Source organism: Paenibacillus sp. FW104-T2 (genome assembly GCF_058789975.1).
This window is the reverse complement of sequence record NZ_JBYTCE010000004.1, coordinates 228,478-244,688: the sequence shown is the minus strand read 5'-3', so window position 1 is coordinate 244,688 and position 16,211 is coordinate 228,478. Positions and strand designations below refer to the sequence as shown.

The following is a 16,211-nucleotide window of genomic DNA, read 5'->3' as shown; positions in this document are numbered from 1 at the left end:
TGGTTGCAATGCAATATGCAGCATGCGGAATCAGCAATGTATACAAGGGGAGGTTTTCATTTGATGAGAGGAACAAAAAAGAAAGCTCTGGCTGTCCTGAGCACACTTGCACTGGTAACGGGGTTGCTGGCTGGATGCGGATCGGATGAGGGTCAGGCTGCCGAAGGCGGCGTACAGAACATCTCCATTGCGATTGCACAGGTAGGTGATGTGCCGGGTAAAGGAAATGAGGTCCAGCAAAAAATCGAAGCCTTTACCAATACCAAGCTGGATATTCAGTGGATTCCCGCTTCGGCGTACAATGACAAAATTAATGTCATGATCGCTTCCAGCGATATGCCGAAGATCGTCAAAGTGCAGTACAACCCGACAGTAACAAGTGCCATGCGTAACGATGTGTTTTGGGAGATCGGGCCCCTGCTCAAGGATTATAAAAATCTGTCCGCCCAGAACGAGCGCTTCTTCAACAACATCAAGGTAGACGGAAAAGTCTATGGCGTGCCGGTGTTCTCTGATATTGCACGGGCGACGGTCATTTACCGCAAAGACTGGTTCGATAAGCTGAATCTCAAGGTACCGACCACGCCGGATGAATGGTATGAAACAATCAAAACCCTGGCAACTTCCGATCCGGATGGAGATGGGCAGGATAACACGTTCGGTCTGATGCTGTTCAAAAAATATAATGAAGATCAATATTCCTTCACAACGCGTCTTGGCGTAAGCTTCGGTGCACCGAACAAGTGGAAGGTTGAGGATGATGGCAGCTTCACACCGGAGTTCATGACGCCGGAATACATGCAGGTGCTGGATCTGCTGAAACGCTTGTATGATGAGAAGCTGCTGAATCAGGACTTTGCCGTGTTTGATTCCACGGAAGCGGAGAAAAAGTACGACTCCGGCGTTGTCGGCATGCGTGTCGGCGTAGCGCAGAACGGTAAGAGTCAGCAGGAGCGTCTCTCCAAGAATGACCCGGATGGGGTGGTTGACATTGCAGGTTTGCTTGGAGCGAACGGCGACCGTGTTGCGGGCCAGACAGGCAACTCCGGCATATTGGCCTTTCCTAAAGCAACCGTGAAATCCGAAGAGGAGCTGAAAAGCCTGCTGAGCTTTTTGGATAAGTTGATGGAACCGGAGATGGCAACACTGCTCATGCGTGGAATAGAAGACAAACATTACACCAAAGTGGGCGAGGATGAAGTGGAAATGAGCGATTTCGATGCGTTCCAGCGTGAGGTGAAGCCATATCGTGACAATCTGCCATACGTTGAAGGTTACAATGTGCCGAAATTGAAGGATACCGAGTTGGGTGTAAAAGGAACCGAGCTTGCCAAAGAGCTGGCCGAACATGCCGTTCCAAACCCTGCACTTACGTTATACTCGCCGACCTATGGTGATCGCGGGGCTGATCTGGATCAGATGATTGCCGATGCGCAAACCAAATACATCATGGGCAAGATTGATGAAAATGGCTGGAAACAGGAGATTGAGAACTGGGCTAATGCGGGCGGAACGAAGATTCGCGAGGAATACGCAGAAGATTACAAAAAACAGGCTCAATAAGCGAGCGGATGCGGAGGGTATCGATGAAGGAAACCTTGCAGTTCACACCGGTACGAATGGCCGATCAATTCATGGAAAGTTACCGCAATCATCAGCTGTACCCCACCTGGCACTATGAGAACGGCTGCCTGCTGAAGGCGCTGGAAGAACTGTATCATCGTACGGGGGAAGCAAAGTATTACGACTACATCCGGGAGCTGATGGATCACTTTATTCAGGAGGATGGCACGATACGCTCGTATAACGTTGAGGAGTACAATCTGGACCAGATTAATCAGGGGAAATCCTTATTCTTCCTAATGGACCAAACAGGTGAAGCGAAATATCGCAAGGCAGCAGACCTGCTCATGGTTCAGCTCAAAGGGCAGCCACGCACGAGTGAAGGTGGTTTCTGGCACAAGAAGATCTATCCTTTTCAGATGTGGCTGGATGGGTTGTATATGGCGACTCCGTTTCTCACGCAGTATGGGGCAGTAATGGGCGAGGAAAAGTGGTTTGACCGGGCGGCTCTGCAGCTGCTGCTGGTGGAGAAGCATACCCGTGATCCGCGCAGCGGTTTGCTGTATCATGCCTGGGATGAAAGCAGGGAGCAGCGCTGGAGTTCGGGCGAAACCGGCTGTTCTCCCCATGTCTGGAGCCGGGCCATGGGTTGGTACGTAATGGCCGTGGTGGATACACTGGATCATCTGCCAGTAGATCATGAACAGCGCGGCCAGATTGTCGGCATATTCGAACGCGTGGCGAATGCACTTGTGCATGTACAGGATCAACAGACAGGGCTCTGGCCTCATCTGCTGGATCAGCCGGGACGTGAGCGCAATTATCTCGAAGCGTCGGGTACATCCATGTTTGTATACGCGCTGGCCAAAGGTGTGCGTAAAGGTTACCTGAGCGGCAAGTTCAAGGAGGTCGCAGATAAAGGATACCAGGGGCTGCTGCAGCACTTGCTGCAAACGGACCGTGAAGGTGTACTGTCGCTGACCCAGTGCAATGGTGGTGCAGGTCTTGGGGGAAGTCCGTATCGTGATGGGTCGTACGAATATTATGTAACCGAGTCGATCCGAATCAATGATCCGAAATCGGTTGCCCCGTTTATTCTGGCAGGTGTGGAGATGGAACTGGCTTAACGCTGGTTCTTTTCTTCAGACAGAATTATGATAGCGCCTTCATTCAGGCGAGCCTATTGCTGGTAATAACGATAATACAAAAGGGAGAGATGGTTCATGAGTGCAAAAGGTCGGGTGTCCCGTATAGGCGGATTTGTTGTCATTGGTGCAATGTCCGCCGGACTGCTTGCAGGTTGTGGAGGAGAAAAAGCTCCAGCGGCCGGGGAAGGCAAGTTTCCCATTTCCATCTCGTTGATGCAGGTAGGCGATGTGCCCGCGAAGGAAAATGGGGTGGAGCAAAAGATTGAGGAGTATACGAATACGGATGTCAATGTTCAGTGGATTCCGCAGTCGGCTTTTGATGACAAGGTGAACGTCATGGTTGCTTCCGGAGAGATGCCGACCATTATGCGCGTAAATTACGTGCCGACCACGTTCAATGCAGCCAAAACGGGACTGTTCTGGGAGCTGGGGCCCTACCTGAAGGATTATAAAAATCTGTCTGCCCAATCCGAGGCCTATTTTAACAATATCAAGATTGAGGGCAAAATTTACGGCATTCCCAACTTCCGCGATATCGGACGAACGGCCATTGTATACCGCAAGGATTGGTTTGACAAGTTGAAGCTGGATGTGCCGAAGACGCTGGATGACTGGTATGAAGTGATGCGTTCCATGCGCAAGGATGATCCCGACGGGAATGGCAAGGAAGATACGTATGGTGCGCTGCTCTTCAAGAAGTATAACGAAGGCGTGTCTTCTCCGCTGACCCGGATTGCTGTGAGTATCGGTGGTGTGAACAAGTGGGGGGTGGATGATGCGGGCAAACTGACTCCGGAATTCCTGACTACTGAATATGTGGACACGATGAAGCTGTTCAAGAGGCTGTTTAGCGAAGGGCTGATCAACAGTGATTTCCCTGCTCTCGATCCTTCCGATGCGGATAAAAAAATGGACTCTGGCCTGGTCGGGATGAAGCTGAACGGCGTGGCTCAGAACGGCAAGTCATCCCAGCAGCGGCTGACGCCTAACGCTCCGGATGGGGTGATCGATGTAGCTCCGTTCCAGGGAACAGATGGTATACGCATCGCAGGGGAACCGGGGAACTATGGCATGCTGGTGATCCCGAAGGCTGCCGTCCCGGATGAGGAACAATTGAAGAAAGTGCTCACCTTCCTCGATCAGCTGATGGATGAAGAGCTGAGCACGCTGCAGCTGCGCGGGCTGCTCGATGTGCATTACACCAAGACAGCGGATGGTAAAACCGAACTCAAGGATTTTGACGCTTATCAACGCGAAGTGAAGCCGTACCGTGACAATTTGTTAAGTGTTGAAGGATACAACGTGGCTGAATTGGTTGATGTTCCGATTGGCATGAAGGGCACCAAGATGGCTCGCGAGAATGAGCAGTATGCCATTCCGAATCCTGCGCTGACACTGTCATCGGCCATCTACACCGAGCGGGGTCAGGAACTGGATCAGATGATCTGGGATGCACAGACCAAGTACATTATGGGCAAGATGGACGATGCAGGCTGGGAGCAGGAAGTGGCTAACTGGCGAAAAGCCGGGGGAGATCAGCTGATCTCTGAACTGGAGGCATCCTATGCCGAACTGAACGGGAAATAAAGCAAAGCGCAGAGTATACGTGTGCCCGAAGGAAGCTGTGTTTTACGTGAACGAACGTGAAGCATGGCTTCTTTTTCTTTCACAGGATTATGGTTGGGCAGCAGAAAGGGTATAAAAAGAAAGGAGCATTCTTTTCACATCCATTTATACTCACCGAGAGGGGAAAGACATCATGATTGAAGAACATGATAAGCAAGAAATAATTGCAAATGATACATACGAAGGAAAAGATCTGGGGATTACGATAGGCCCTCAATCCTGCCAATTCAAAGTTTGGTCACCAGATGCCGTTCAGATGGACGTGCTGCTCTACCCGGCATCCACTACCGAGCTTCCAGGAGGACAGGGAGGAACCGGGGAACAACGTGCCGAGCCAAAGGAATTCCTAATGGAAAGACAGCAGCACGGCATCTGGTTGTTGAAGCTGGATGGAGAATGGAATGGTTATCGATATATGTACCGGGCCACCTTCAAGGGAGGACGACAGGAGATAGCGGTGGATCCTTATGCAAGGGCAGTTACCATGAATGGTGAAATGGGAGTTATTATCAGGCTGGAAGAGACAGATCCCCAAGGATGGAGCCAGGATGTTCGTCCAGAGCTGAAGAGTCCAGTGGATGCCGTATTGTACGAGCTGCATGTGCGGGATTTTTCAATTCACCCTTCATCAGGCATGGTGAACAAAGGCAAGTATCTGGCTTTTACGGAAACTGGACTGTGCGATTCCGAAGGCAATACACTGGGGATTGATCATTTGGCCGAGCTTGGGATTACCCATGTGCACCTGCTGCCCGTGTTTGATTTTGCCACCGTGGACGAATCCAAGGCTGGAGACAGTGCTTATGGTGATTCCGAGGATTCCAGCTATAATTGGGGGTATGATCCGCTGCATTACAACGTTCCCGAAGGCTCTTATGCGACACGTGCAGATGAGCCTGGTACACGCATCCGCGAGCTCAAGGCTTTGGTGCTGGCACTTCATCAGAGAGGGATTGGAGTGATTATGGATGTGGTGTATAACCACACGTTTAATACGAAAGGCAGTTCGTTTGAGAAGCTGGTACCGGGGTATTACTATCGTCAGAATGAGGATGGCACATACAGCAACGGATCCGGGACTGGGAATGAGGTAGCCACAGAACGCCCCATGGTACGCAAGTTTATCCTGGAATCGGTGCGTTACTGGGCAGAGGAATACCATATTGACGGGTTCCGGTTTGACCTAATGGGGTTGATTGATACGGCAACCATGAGGGAACTTGCCGAGGAACTGCATGAACATGTATCTCCATCCATCCTACTGTACGGTGAGCCATGGGCGGCAATGGACTCCCCACTAGGGGAGCGAATGACCCTCAAAGGAGATCAGAAAAGAGACGGACTAGCCGTATTCAACGATAATTATCGTGGAGCGATCAAAGGGGACAGTGATGGAGCAGAGAAAGGATTCGCGACAGGTGCGGAGGGAAAGGAAGAGGATATCTGGACGGGTGTAAGGGGAGCGATTACCGATTTTACGGCCAGTCCATCCGAGACGGTGAATTACGTAACAGTTCACGATAATCTAAATCTGTGGGACAAGGTTGTGCATACACAAGGACTGGAAGATCAGCTTGGGTTTATCTCCTATGATGATAAGGGACACATTCGAGGATATGACAGTGTGGAGCAGGCAGTACAGCATGCGAATCCGTATATGCAGATTGATCCGAATCATGTGCTGGAGAATGAAACGGTTCGGCGCTGCTTGCTTGCGAATGGCATTGTGCTCACATCCCAAGGAATTCCCCTGCTTGCGGCGGGAGATGAGTTTTTGCGCAGTAAATATGGCGATGCCAACAGTCACGAGAGTGGTGATGCCGTCAATGCGATTCGTTGGGAACAAAAGCAGCGGTTCAAGCCGGTATTCGATTACTACCGCGGACTGATTCGTCTTCGCCTTGAACATGCAGCCTTCCGGTTGAGAACTCGGAACGACATTAATCAACATGTATCTCTGTTAAAAAAAGATAAAAGCCTGCTTGCGTATGAGCTATCAGGCACGGCTGCCGGCGATTCCTGGGATCGAATTATCGTGATCTATAACGCGGCAAAGGAAAGCCGAATCCTCCCTATTCCTTCCGGAATGTGGAATATTGTTGTAGAGCAGGGACAAGCAGGTCTTGAACCACTGCGTACCATCAACGATGGGCAGGTCAGTGTACCGGCGATATCCCTGATGGTCATGTATGCCAATAATTAAATTTTTTGCGTACTGTAGTAAAGTACCCTTTTCCGCTACGGAGAGAAGGGTGCTTTATTTTGTTTTTTGATCAGACAGGTACAAATGCTGTCAATCTGCGGCGCTTGTTTACATATGCTGTATTTTGAAAGCGATTGCTGCAAGGGTTAGACCAATATCCAGCGAGTGACTTCATGAAAGCCTCTGTTCAACCGATATGTTGAGTACAGACAACCCCGGGTTGACAAATGACGTCCCGCTCCGTACCATCGGGACAACACGAAATCAATGGATATAAAGGCGGTGGGAACGATGCCGGAATGGACATCTTTTCGTTACGAAGGCAACGATCTTGGCTTAACATATACTCGTGCTTCCAGTACATTCAAGCTGTGGGCTCCAACGGCCCAGCAGGTTTCTATATTGGTTTTTGAAAATGAGGGCAGCTACAATGCAAGTGGATGGGTAACGGAACATGATGGCGGGCAGGCAAGTGACATGACTCGTGATGAAGATGGCATATGGAGCGTGAAGCTGGCAGGCGATTGGGCAGGATTTTATTACATGTATCGCATTACACACGATGATCAACGCACAGAAGTAGTGGTGGATCCTTATGCCCGCGCCGTGTCGCCCAATGGGCAGCGGACGGCCATTATTGATCTCGATACAACGCATCCACCGGATTGGGAGCTGGACGTGAAGCCTGTTTTTCAGCGGCCTGTGGACGCCGTCATTTATGAATTGCATGTGCGTGATTTCTCCTCCGATCCCCATGCCGACATTCCGTATAAAGGGAAATTTCTAGCCTTCACGGCTTCCGGACTGACCGACAGGGCAGGTCATCGTATCGGTGTGGATCATCTTGCCGAACTCGGGGTTACCCATGTGCATCTTCTGCCTGTGGCGGATTATCAGACGGTGAATGAACTGGAATCGGCTGAAGAAGGCATAACGTTCAGAGCACCCTATAACTGGGGTTATGATCCACAGCATTATAACGTCCCGGAGGGCTCCTATGCTACGGATCCGCGGGATCCGGCCGTGCGAATTCGTGAGTTCAAAGCCTTGGTGCAGTCTCTGCATCGCCAGGGTATACGTGTTGTGCTTGATGTGGTCTACAATCATACGTATGGTGTGGACGAAGGTCCATTTGAACGGATTGTACCCGGTTATTTTTACCGCTATCGGGCAGACGGCACACTGAGTAATGGATCGGGTGTAGGCAATGAACTGGCTACAGAGCGCCCAATGGTGCGAAAATATATTCTAGACTCTCTCCTGTACTGGGCTGAGGAATATCATGTGGATGGTTTCCGTTTCGATCTCATGGGCCTGATTGACACCGATACAATGAACGAATTGACCCGTGAATTGCGTGAGCAGATTGATCCAGCCATGCTAATTTACGGGGAGCCGTGGACAGGTGGAGATTCACCACTGGATCGCAAAACCCTGAAAGGTACCCAGCGGGGTCAGGGATTTGCTGTATTCAATGATCATTTTCGCAGTGCGATCAAAGGGGACAGTGATGGCAGCGGGAAAGGGTATGTAACCGGAGCAGATGGCCTCGAGCATGAGCTGCTTAAGGGGATTTCCGGAGCTATCGATGACTTTACATCGTCACCTGTGGAGACCGTCAATTATGTCACGGCCCATGACAACCTGAACCTGTGGGACAAAATCGCAACCACGATGAATCTCCGACATGAATTGGGTTTTCCAGCATGGAGAGACGGGCAACCGGTGGGGGGAGGGAGTGCAGAATCGGCGGTAAAGGCAGCAGATCCCTATCGGTATGTGGATGCTGATGATGTGCTTAACCATGAGATGGTTCGCCGCTCGCTGCTAGCCTCTGGAATATTGCTAACCTCTCAGGGGATACCTTTTCTGCATGCAGGGGATGAGATCCTGAGATCAAAAGCGGGAGATCACAACAGTTACCGCAGCGGCGATGCGGTTAACGCCATTCCGTGGGCGAACAAATCCCGTTTCAGACCTGTCTTTGACTATTACCGGGGTTTAATACATCTGCGCCGTACTCATCCTGCCTTTCGCATGATCAGCGCAGACCAGATCCGGAATCACCTTCGCATTCTACGTGCTGACGGTAATGTCGTCCTATTCATGCTGCAGGATGGGGCCAATCAGGACACCTGGAATCGAATTATTGTGGCCTATAATGCAACAGCGTACCAGCAGCAGATACATTTGCCGGAAGGTGACTGGCATGTGGTCGTTAACGATCATCAGGCAGGTACAGACTCGATTGGGACGGTTAGCGGCATTGCTCCTATAGAGCGCTGGTCGTTAATGGTACTGTATGATATCGAACATGTTGGCGGAACGGAACCGGCTACAATTGAGATTAATGCTCCACGTCAGGTGTATAGTCCAGGTGAGACAGCGGGGCTGCGGGCGATTGTGCGTGACCGCCTCGGTAATGTAGTAGAGAATTGCAAAGTCCTGTGGCGTTCTTCGGAGCCGCAGCTGATTCAGATCGATCCGGATGGTACGATTCATGCGAAAGAGAAAGGTGAAGCAGCGATAACGGTTGAATGTGGTCATATCTTTGCTACAAGCCTCTTGCAGGTGGATCATCGCCATGCCGAACGAATTGAGCTTGTCGGTGAAACCGTTCTGTATACGACACGAATCAGTCGCTTCCGTGCATTGGTGCTGGATCAATTTGGGCAGCCGCTTCAAGGGACCGGCATACGCTGGCATTCGTCGAATTCGGATATTGCAACGGTCAGTACAGCTGGAATCGTTCGTGCCTTATCCCCAGGGACAGCGCAAATTACAGCCATGGCTGGCAGCATACAGTCTACGGCGACAATCAAAGTCCACAAGCACGTCTCTCGTCTCGTTACGCTTCGTTATGAACGGGAGGATCAACAGTACGAGGGATGGGATGTTTGGGTATGGGGCACAGGAATGGCAGATGGAGCGGTACCCCTTGAACGGGTGGGGAATGCCGCAGAGGCCCGTATTCGTGTAGCTCCAGGCCTGCATCATCTGGGGCTGATTATTCGGCTGAATGAGTGGCAGGCCAAGGATACCTGTGGAGACCGATATGTAGATATTGTGCCAGAAGACGGGAATGTGCAGATTGTTGTGCAGAGCGGTACAGACCAAATGCAGGTTATACGCGAGAGTGATGAAGAGGATAACCGTACCAGTGCTTGAATCCTTTTTTTAGATGCGTATAGTAGCTGTAGATAAACCTAGAAGCAGCAGGCAGTCGGAGGGTATTTCCGGCTGTCTTTTTTTGGTACGCAGAGATTGGATTTTGGTGTGAAAAGGGGATGAATTGTACAAGCCAATGTTTGAGAAGCCCGTTCATTGGGGTATATATAGATATGGCCCGAGATTTGGCCAAAGAAAAAGAAGACCCATTTGGTCTATGAGAGAAGCCGAATGCTTCCCAACACCAATACAAAGTAGGGATCCCTTGAAGGAGGATGTTCAATCATGAAATCCAACGGAAAAATGGCTCAACTTACTGCAACTCCACGAACTGAAAAGAAAGGTGCGGCATTGCGCCTGTTAAGACAAGGCGGACGTGTTCCGGCTGTCGTTTATGGTCCTGAGTTCGAAGGGGCCTCCATACATGTGGATGAAAAAGAAATGCTCAAGGTCGCTCGTACAGGTCGTTCCGAGATGTTCAACCTCAATCTGGAGGGTGGCAAAACCGTTCCTGTGCTGATTAAGGATCAGCAGGAGCGCAATGGACGTCTGCTGCACGTGGACTTCTTGCAAATATCCAAAAATAAACCGATCAGCGTAAGTGTGCCGATTGATTTCCAAGGTACGGCTGCTGGCTCCAAAGCCGGTGGTGTGTTCCAAACGCAGGAAACCGAATTGGAAGTGGAAGGACTTCCAGCCGACCTGCCGACTTCCATTGAGGTGGATGTCAGCGGGCTGGACATTGGTGATCGCCTGACAGCTGAAGATGTTAAACTGGATAAGGGCTTGACACTTATTACGTCACCCGATTCCATTATCGCATCCGTTATGCCACCACAAGCAGCTGAGGAAGAGCCAACAGCTTCTGCTGATGAGGCAGAACCTGTGGCTGCAGAGGAAGAGAAGGCAGCAGACGAATAATAGGGGCGTGGGAGTTCTGCTCCCCTACCCCAGACGAGGCCCGGTCATCATGACCGGGCTTTTTTTGCGATCGTAGAGATGGTTATAATAGATACAAGGATACACCGATCCGAAGCGGATCAAGGTCATATTTGCAAACAGGTCAGTATAAGTTCTTAGGAAAGTAGGCAATTTCATGTTTGATCCAACTGTGTACGACAATCTCAAGGTCGGTTTTGAGAACTATCTGTATGATCTCGACAATCTCGATGAGATCATTCACATATCCAACCGGAAAGACATTCTGGAGATGGCGAGTATGTCCAGAGAGTTTGTGCTGCAGTTCGTTCTAAGGGAGCATTCTGAGGTCAAAGCGGAGATTATACTCCGAAGCTCTCTGGAAGCGCTGGCGGCCGAAATATTGGAGTCACCCGGCAGCCAGCCTGGATGTCGGCTTGAACTTCGATTTAGCCAGGAGATTCCTGAGCCAGACAGGCTATGTCCCTCAATTCGCTCCATCATACAAGTGAGCTGGCCAGATCAGCGCTTGGTACAGAACATTCATTTTGTGTATGGAGAGGAACCCATCAGGTATAACGTTTCAAGTCATGTGTATTTCGATCGAAATGTGAATGAAGACCAAATGGAAGATATTCCGGAATTGTGTGAACATTTGGTGAACGTGTTGAAAAAATTAGTACAGCTGCATAATTAATCATCCGTAAAGCTCTGTCTCTTCCCACGAGACGGAGCTTTTTTGTCATTTTATTAGAATTGTTAAATAGGCTTCGAGACTTAGGTATAAGGGCTTGTATCTAATATTTTGCGCAATATAGTCAGAAAATGTATATTAATAAATGAGAAAAAGTGCAATAGAACTATACATAATTAGTGAATTTGCGAAATAATGAATGGGACTAAAGATTTATAGATGTACTAAAGGAACTAGTTTTCCTTGCCGATAAAATATCGAAGGGGAGAAACTACATGACAGAGAAATTAATTCGTCTGCTGCGTATACTTCAGGCTATACAAGCGTATCCCGGAATCTCAGCCAAGGAATTGGCTGCGAAATGTGATACAACTGTGCGCACGATCTATCGCGATCTCCGGATTTTGGACAGGGTTGCCCCTATCATGAACGAAGGCTACGGCAAGGGTTATCGGTTTATTGGGAATTTCGCCTTGTATCCACTCGATTTTACGGAGCAGGAGGCTATGGTCTTCTCCATGCTTCCGTCTGTCCTGGATACTTCCCAATTGCCGGCTGAATTCGATGCGGCTTTTGACAAAGTGATGTCAGTCCATACCAAGCTAAAATCAAGAAACAGTGATATCGTGGAGAACATTGCAGGTATCATACGCATGGGAACGCCTGCATACCGGGAGGAAGGAAAAGACCCCAATCTGCTTATCCCGATTATTGAAGCTATTCTTAATCAGGAAACCATACGTACCCGGTATCGTACACTGACCAATAATGATATTACGGTCCGTGACATTGATCCCTACTATCTTATTCCACGTGATCAGCGCTTTTATCTCGTCGGGTATTGCCATCTGGTGCAGAAGGTGCGATTGTTTCGCATGAGCCGTTTTCTGGACGTGAATCAGACAGGTACCCACTTTGACAAAGCGGATTTCAACATAGCGCAGTATATGAAAAATACGTGGTCTGTTGATCGAGGGGACGAACATATTCATTTCAAGGTGAGATTTACTGAAAAAATGGCACCTTACATAAAAGAAGAAGAAATGTTTGTTCGTCCGCGGATGACGGATCTGCCAGATGGTGGATTGTTATTCGAAGTCACACTAAACAGCAGTCGTGAGTTCCTGATGTGGTTATATCAATTTGGCCCTCAAGCGGAGGTTCTTGAGCCCCGAGAATTTCGAACAGAGATTCGCAAACAACTGACTCATTGGTTGAAGCACTATGAGGGAGATGAATAATTTGATTGGTTATTTTAACTTGAAACTTGGAATGAAGGAAAAGGAGAAGAACATGTTATGAGCAGCAACTTATTTGCAGCCATGGATCGAATGGAGCATTATCATGGTATCCAGGCATTAAATGTAGATGATACCGTATTTTTGGTTAAGGATCCCAATAATCGTACAGATCATCAGGCGATCAAGGTTGTTATTCCACCAATAGGTACCGTGGGATATATCGTGAACGACCCAGTCTTTGTTCCTCACGGTTGCTGGGCAGGCTCTGGATTTTATGATGTCTTTCACCAGCAGACCTGTGCGAAGGTCCGGTTTGCCATGAAAGATATGATTATTGTTGAGCTCATTGAAATGGTACATGTCCCCATCCCCCAAATGGAGTCATGGATCACAAGCTGGCAGTCACGGGAAAAAGCTTAATCCGTCCCTCGCAGCAATGGGGGCAGCTTTGTTATGACTTCTGTTCAATTTAGCTCATTGGCGGATAAGTCTTGTATAAGCTGCTTCGAGATGCATGGCCGTTCGGGCCCAGCCAAACTGGTTCACGGCAATTGCTCGCCCAGCCTTGCCAAGAGATTCGGCTAGCTTTGGATCCCGGGCAAGCTTCAGAAGGCAAGCAGCAAATGGCTGAGGTTTGTCATATGGAGAAACCAGATAACCGCTGCTGCCGGACTCAATAATTTCTCGAATGCCACCATTGTCTGAAGCGATCACAGGCAGACCGGAAGCCATGGCTTCAACGTTAACTAACCCGAAGGCTTCGTGCATTTGAGACGGGCAGACCAGGCAGTCAGCGGCCCGGTACAAATGGTGTATCTGTTCATGGGCAATCTGTCCGAGAAAAGATGAACGAATCCCGAGTTTTCGGGCTAGCAGACGCAGCTTGCGCACATAGACCTGCGGCCCCTTGCCTGCAATGATCAGCTGTACATCAACCTTCTGCTGCACAAGTGCTACTGCGCGAATCAGAATGTCCACACCTTTGCCTGGAATCAGTCTGCCGACATACAGCACAGAAAAGGGTTGTGAACGCTCTGACGGCGTGGAGTTTGTTCCGCCGTTTAGCGCTGGAACGAAGCGGGTCAGATCGGCACCCAGAGGGATAACATTCATCAGATGTTTCACCGAAGGGAACCTGCGTCCTAATCTGTCTCTGAGGGACAAACTGTTGACAGCGATGCAGTCGGCTTGTCGTAACAACGCTAATCTTGATGGTCCAGGCTGAGCGAAGGTCAGGGAGTGAAGGAACAGGATTGCAGGGGTGTCAGGCAGGCTTCGTTTGATTCGGGCCAAGCAGCGTGGCCTATTATCCACCTGGATCAGATCAAATGAACTGTCCTTTAACAGCCGGATAACGGCCTGAATATATCGATCAGGACTACTGGAAGGAACACGGCGGATCGTAATGCCTTCAAGCTGCTCTTTGGCTGGAAGACCAGGCATTTCGCGGCTAATAATTGTCACTTCATGACGCAGTGCAAGTTCGCGAGCGATACCCAGAATGCTTATTTCAACTGAACCGTTTCCAGGCACAGGTAGTTTCTCCGGTGCGACCATTGCTATTTTCATTGGGTGGCTCCTCCTTGTCCCATACGAGTATCGAATCTTCGTCACATCTTATGCTTTTACGAAGCGTTTGGCGCCTCGGCAGTACCGAAGAAATAGGTACTTGTGATATAATGAACAGGTTGCAGATTACTCTTTAGGTGGATAGAAACAGGAGGAACATGATGTTACATTCAACACTGGGCCGCTTCCGATTACTGCTGTGGCTGCAGGGACTTTCATATGTATTATTGCTGTTTGTTGCATTCCCCTTGAAAAATGCAGGGATTTTGCCTCAATCGGTTACATGGTTTGGTAATTTGTACGGTTTTCTGTTTTTGATGTATATGTTGTTTATGGTTAGTCTGTATACGACGCAAAAGTGGCGTTTACGCCGTCCGATCGCTTTATTTTTCATATCGTTTATCCCTCTGGGCAATTTCATTTATGACTTTTTTGTTTTTCGCAAAATGGATCAGGGTCAACGTATTGTTAAATAAAGCTTGACTTTGTGCAGCGTTGTGAATATGATGAGAACAGGTTATTTGAACCGTAAGAAATGCACCAACTAAAACTGCATATTCCTGATGTTAAAGGGGAGTAGCTTTCACAGTAAAGTCGTCAATTCGGGATTACATCCCCGGCTTTATTGGCAGCAATTTGTTGTTAGCGAGACCTTTACCAAGTTTTCATGCTGGGTAAAGGTCTCTTTTTATGGATAAAAAAGGATCTTTACCAGCGATGGTAAAGGTCCTTTTTTTGTACATCATAAGGATACTAAGGAGGAGTCAAATTTGGATTTGTCATTATTATTGGAGTATGGATGGGTACTAATCGTCCTAGTAGTCCTGGAAGGATTGCTGGCAGCAGATAATGCTTTGGTGCTTGCGATTATGGTTAAGCATTTACCGGATGAGAAGCGCAAAAAGGCGCTATTCTACGGTTTGCTCGGAGCCTTCATCTTCAGGTTAGGTTCCTTGTTCCTGATCTCGTTCCTCGTCGATGTGTGGCAGGTTCAGGCGATCGGAGCGCTGTATCTTCTCTACATCTCGATTAACCACATTGCCAAGAAAGTTATGGGCAGCCGAAACAAGACAGACGAAGCAGCCGATGATGCACCGAAGAAAGCCAAGAAACAATCCGGTTTCTGGATGACGGTTTTCAAGGTTGAGGTAGCGGATATCGCTTTTGCGGTTGACTCCATTCTTGCAGCCGTAGCACTGGCTGTGGCGTTGCCACCAAGTGGATTGCCTCCAATTGGCGGGTTGGACGGTGGACAATTTATCGTCATCTTCCTGGGAGGATTTATTGGTCTCGTCATAATGCGTTTTGCAGCTTCCTTCTTCGTTAAATTGCTTCATTCCCGTCCGGGACTTGAAGTGGCAGCCTTCGTTATCGTTGGTTGGGTAGGGGTTAAGCTGGCAGTCATTACGCTGGCCCATCCTTCGCTCGGTGTTCTGGATGAACATTTCCCGGAAAATAAAATTTGGAAATTCGGATTCTATATCGTATTGATTACCATTGCGGTATGCGGGTGGTTCCTGTCTTCCAAAGTACCAGCCAAAGAGGATGAAAATCCGGTTGAAGAGTTGGAAAAACAAGCAGGAAACTAAGCGTATAAGCTTAACACAAACAACATATGTTGTCGTAAAAATCAGGGGCTGTATGGATACAGACCCCTGATTTTTTTAGTATATGCATATTCATGCCAAACGGTTTATTTTCCAAGAAAAGGGTTGACATATCGAAACGAGTCCTATTAATATAAGACTTATCATTTACGAAGGGAGGCCGAAAGACATGATGGTTGGTTATGATGTTCGATTAACACAGACACCAAGTCGCGTAGATACAATTGCATATTCAGCTCATCGTCTCTTTGGCCTCTTACGGGCGACATAGGAGAATCGGCATATCTTTTCACTGTTCATTATGCAGGCATAGATATGTCAATCTCGGCTTATATAGCGATGGAGAACAGAGGTATTGCATTTTTATGCCGTTCTGTTCTCTGTTATTGTCATGAAGAAGTCATGGGCGAAGCGTCCATGGCTTCTTTTTTGGTTGTATCGACTGAAGCGGACATGAACCATGCGATACAAACA

General features: G+C 48.8%; 12 protein-coding genes. 11 read left to right on the top strand and 1 reads right to left on the bottom strand.

Features of this window, described 5'->3' with window-relative positions:
* The first annotated feature begins 63 nt into the window (after nucleotides 1-63).
* From AC3WQ3_RS07420 to AC3WQ3_RS07380, 9 genes are all read left to right on the top strand, one after another.
* Nucleotides 64-1,563, top strand: a complete 1,500-nt coding sequence (locus AC3WQ3_RS07420) for an extracellular solute-binding protein (protein WP_354482145.1) — start codon at nucleotides 64-66, stop codon at nucleotides 1,561-1,563.
* Between the two features lie 23 nt (nucleotides 1,564-1,586).
* Entirely contained in the window at nucleotides 1,587-2,690 is a 1,104-nt protein-coding gene (locus tag AC3WQ3_RS07415; protein ID WP_492471888.1) for a glycoside hydrolase family 88/105 protein, read from the top strand.
* 96 nt (nucleotides 2,691-2,786) lie between these two features.
* On the top strand, nucleotides 2,787-4,298 hold the full coding sequence (locus tag AC3WQ3_RS07410; RefSeq protein ID WP_492471887.1) for an extracellular solute-binding protein: 1,512 nt from the start codon (nucleotides 2,787-2,789) through the stop codon (nucleotides 4,296-4,298).
* A gap of 172 nt (nucleotides 4,299-4,470) precedes the next feature.
* On the top strand, nucleotides 4,471-6,540 hold the full coding sequence (gene pulA, locus AC3WQ3_RS07405) for a type I pullulanase (protein WP_492471886.1): 2,070 nt from the start codon (nucleotides 4,471-4,473) through the stop codon (nucleotides 6,538-6,540).
* A gap of 291 nt (nucleotides 6,541-6,831) precedes the next feature.
* Nucleotides 6,832-9,708, top strand: coding sequence for a type I pullulanase (pulA, locus tag AC3WQ3_RS07400; RefSeq protein ID WP_492471885.1), 2,877 nt, complete (start codon nucleotides 6,832-6,834; stop codon nucleotides 9,706-9,708).
* A gap of 285 nt (nucleotides 9,709-9,993) precedes the next feature.
* Nucleotides 9,994-10,629, top strand: coding sequence for a 50S ribosomal protein L25 (locus tag AC3WQ3_RS07395; protein WP_127538677.1), 636 nt, complete (start codon nucleotides 9,994-9,996; stop codon nucleotides 10,627-10,629).
* A 175-nt stretch (nucleotides 10,630-10,804) separates the two neighbouring features.
* On the top strand, nucleotides 10,805-11,323 hold the full coding sequence (locus AC3WQ3_RS07390) for a hypothetical protein (RefSeq protein WP_492471884.1): 519 nt from the start codon (nucleotides 10,805-10,807) through the stop codon (nucleotides 11,321-11,323).
* A gap of 272 nt (nucleotides 11,324-11,595) precedes the next feature.
* Nucleotides 11,596-12,561, top strand: coding sequence for a helix-turn-helix transcriptional regulator (locus tag AC3WQ3_RS07385; protein ID WP_127538679.1), 966 nt, complete (start codon nucleotides 11,596-11,598; stop codon nucleotides 12,559-12,561).
* Between the two features lie 57 nt (nucleotides 12,562-12,618).
* The gene (locus AC3WQ3_RS07380) at nucleotides 12,619-12,981 is read left to right on the top strand and encodes a DNA-binding protein (protein WP_336780312.1); all 363 of its coding nucleotides are present in this window, start codon (nucleotides 12,619-12,621) and stop codon (nucleotides 12,979-12,981) included.
* Between the two features lie 54 nt (nucleotides 12,982-13,035).
* Here the strand turns inward: AC3WQ3_RS07380 and AC3WQ3_RS07375 are convergent, their stop codons facing one another.
* Nucleotides 13,036-14,130 carry a glycosyltransferase family 4 protein gene (locus AC3WQ3_RS07375; RefSeq protein WP_336780313.1) on the bottom strand — a complete coding sequence of 365 codons (1,095 nt, stop codon included), beginning with the start codon at nucleotides 14,128-14,130 and terminating at the stop codon, nucleotides 13,036-13,038.
* Nucleotides 14,131-14,291: 161 nt separating this feature from the next.
* Here AC3WQ3_RS07375 and AC3WQ3_RS07370 point away from each other — a divergent pair, with 161 nt between their 5' ends.
* Nucleotides 14,292-14,606: a DUF3817 domain-containing protein gene (locus AC3WQ3_RS07370; protein ID WP_492471883.1), complete on the top strand. Its 315-nt coding sequence runs from the start codon at nucleotides 14,292-14,294 to the stop codon at nucleotides 14,604-14,606.
* A gap of 294 nt (nucleotides 14,607-14,900) precedes the next feature.
* A complete protein-coding gene (locus AC3WQ3_RS07365; protein WP_127538683.1) occupies nucleotides 14,901-15,719 on the top strand; it encodes a TerC family protein in 819 nt (272 codons plus the stop codon).
* The last annotated feature ends 492 nt before the right edge of the window (nucleotides 15,720-16,211 follow it).

What these genes read in the sequence shown, in the direction of transcription:
- AC3WQ3_RS07415 (WP_492471888.1), top strand. Translation starts at nt 1,587, where the DNA reads ATGAAGGAAACCTTGCAGTTCACACCGGTACGAATGGCCGATCAATTC.
- AC3WQ3_RS07395 (WP_127538677.1), top strand. Translation starts at nt 9,994, where the DNA reads ATGAAATCCAACGGAAAAATGGCTCAACTTACTGCAACTCCACGAACT.
- AC3WQ3_RS07380 (WP_336780312.1), top strand. Translation starts at nt 12,619, where the DNA reads ATGAGCAGCAACTTATTTGCAGCCATGGATCGAATGGAGCATTATCAT.
- pulA (WP_492471885.1), top strand. Translation starts at nt 6,832, where the DNA reads ATGCCGGAATGGACATCTTTTCGTTACGAAGGCAACGATCTTGGCTTA.
- AC3WQ3_RS07420 (WP_354482145.1), top strand. Translation starts at nt 64, where the DNA reads ATGAGAGGAACAAAAAAGAAAGCTCTGGCTGTCCTGAGCACACTTGCA.
- AC3WQ3_RS07410 (WP_492471887.1), top strand. Translation starts at nt 2,787, where the DNA reads ATGAGTGCAAAAGGTCGGGTGTCCCGTATAGGCGGATTTGTTGTCATT.
- AC3WQ3_RS07390 (WP_492471884.1), top strand. Translation starts at nt 10,805, where the DNA reads ATGTTTGATCCAACTGTGTACGACAATCTCAAGGTCGGTTTTGAGAAC.
- AC3WQ3_RS07375 (WP_336780313.1), bottom strand. Translation starts at nt 14,130, where the DNA reads ATGAAAATAGCAATGGTCGCACCGGAGAAACTACCTGTGCCTGGAAAC.
- AC3WQ3_RS07370 (WP_492471883.1), top strand. Translation starts at nt 14,292, where the DNA reads ATGTTACATTCAACACTGGGCCGCTTCCGATTACTGCTGTGGCTGCAG.
- AC3WQ3_RS07385 (WP_127538679.1), top strand. Translation starts at nt 11,596, where the DNA reads ATGACAGAGAAATTAATTCGTCTGCTGCGTATACTTCAGGCTATACAA.
- pulA (WP_492471886.1), top strand. Translation starts at nt 4,471, where the DNA reads ATGATTGAAGAACATGATAAGCAAGAAATAATTGCAAATGATACATAC.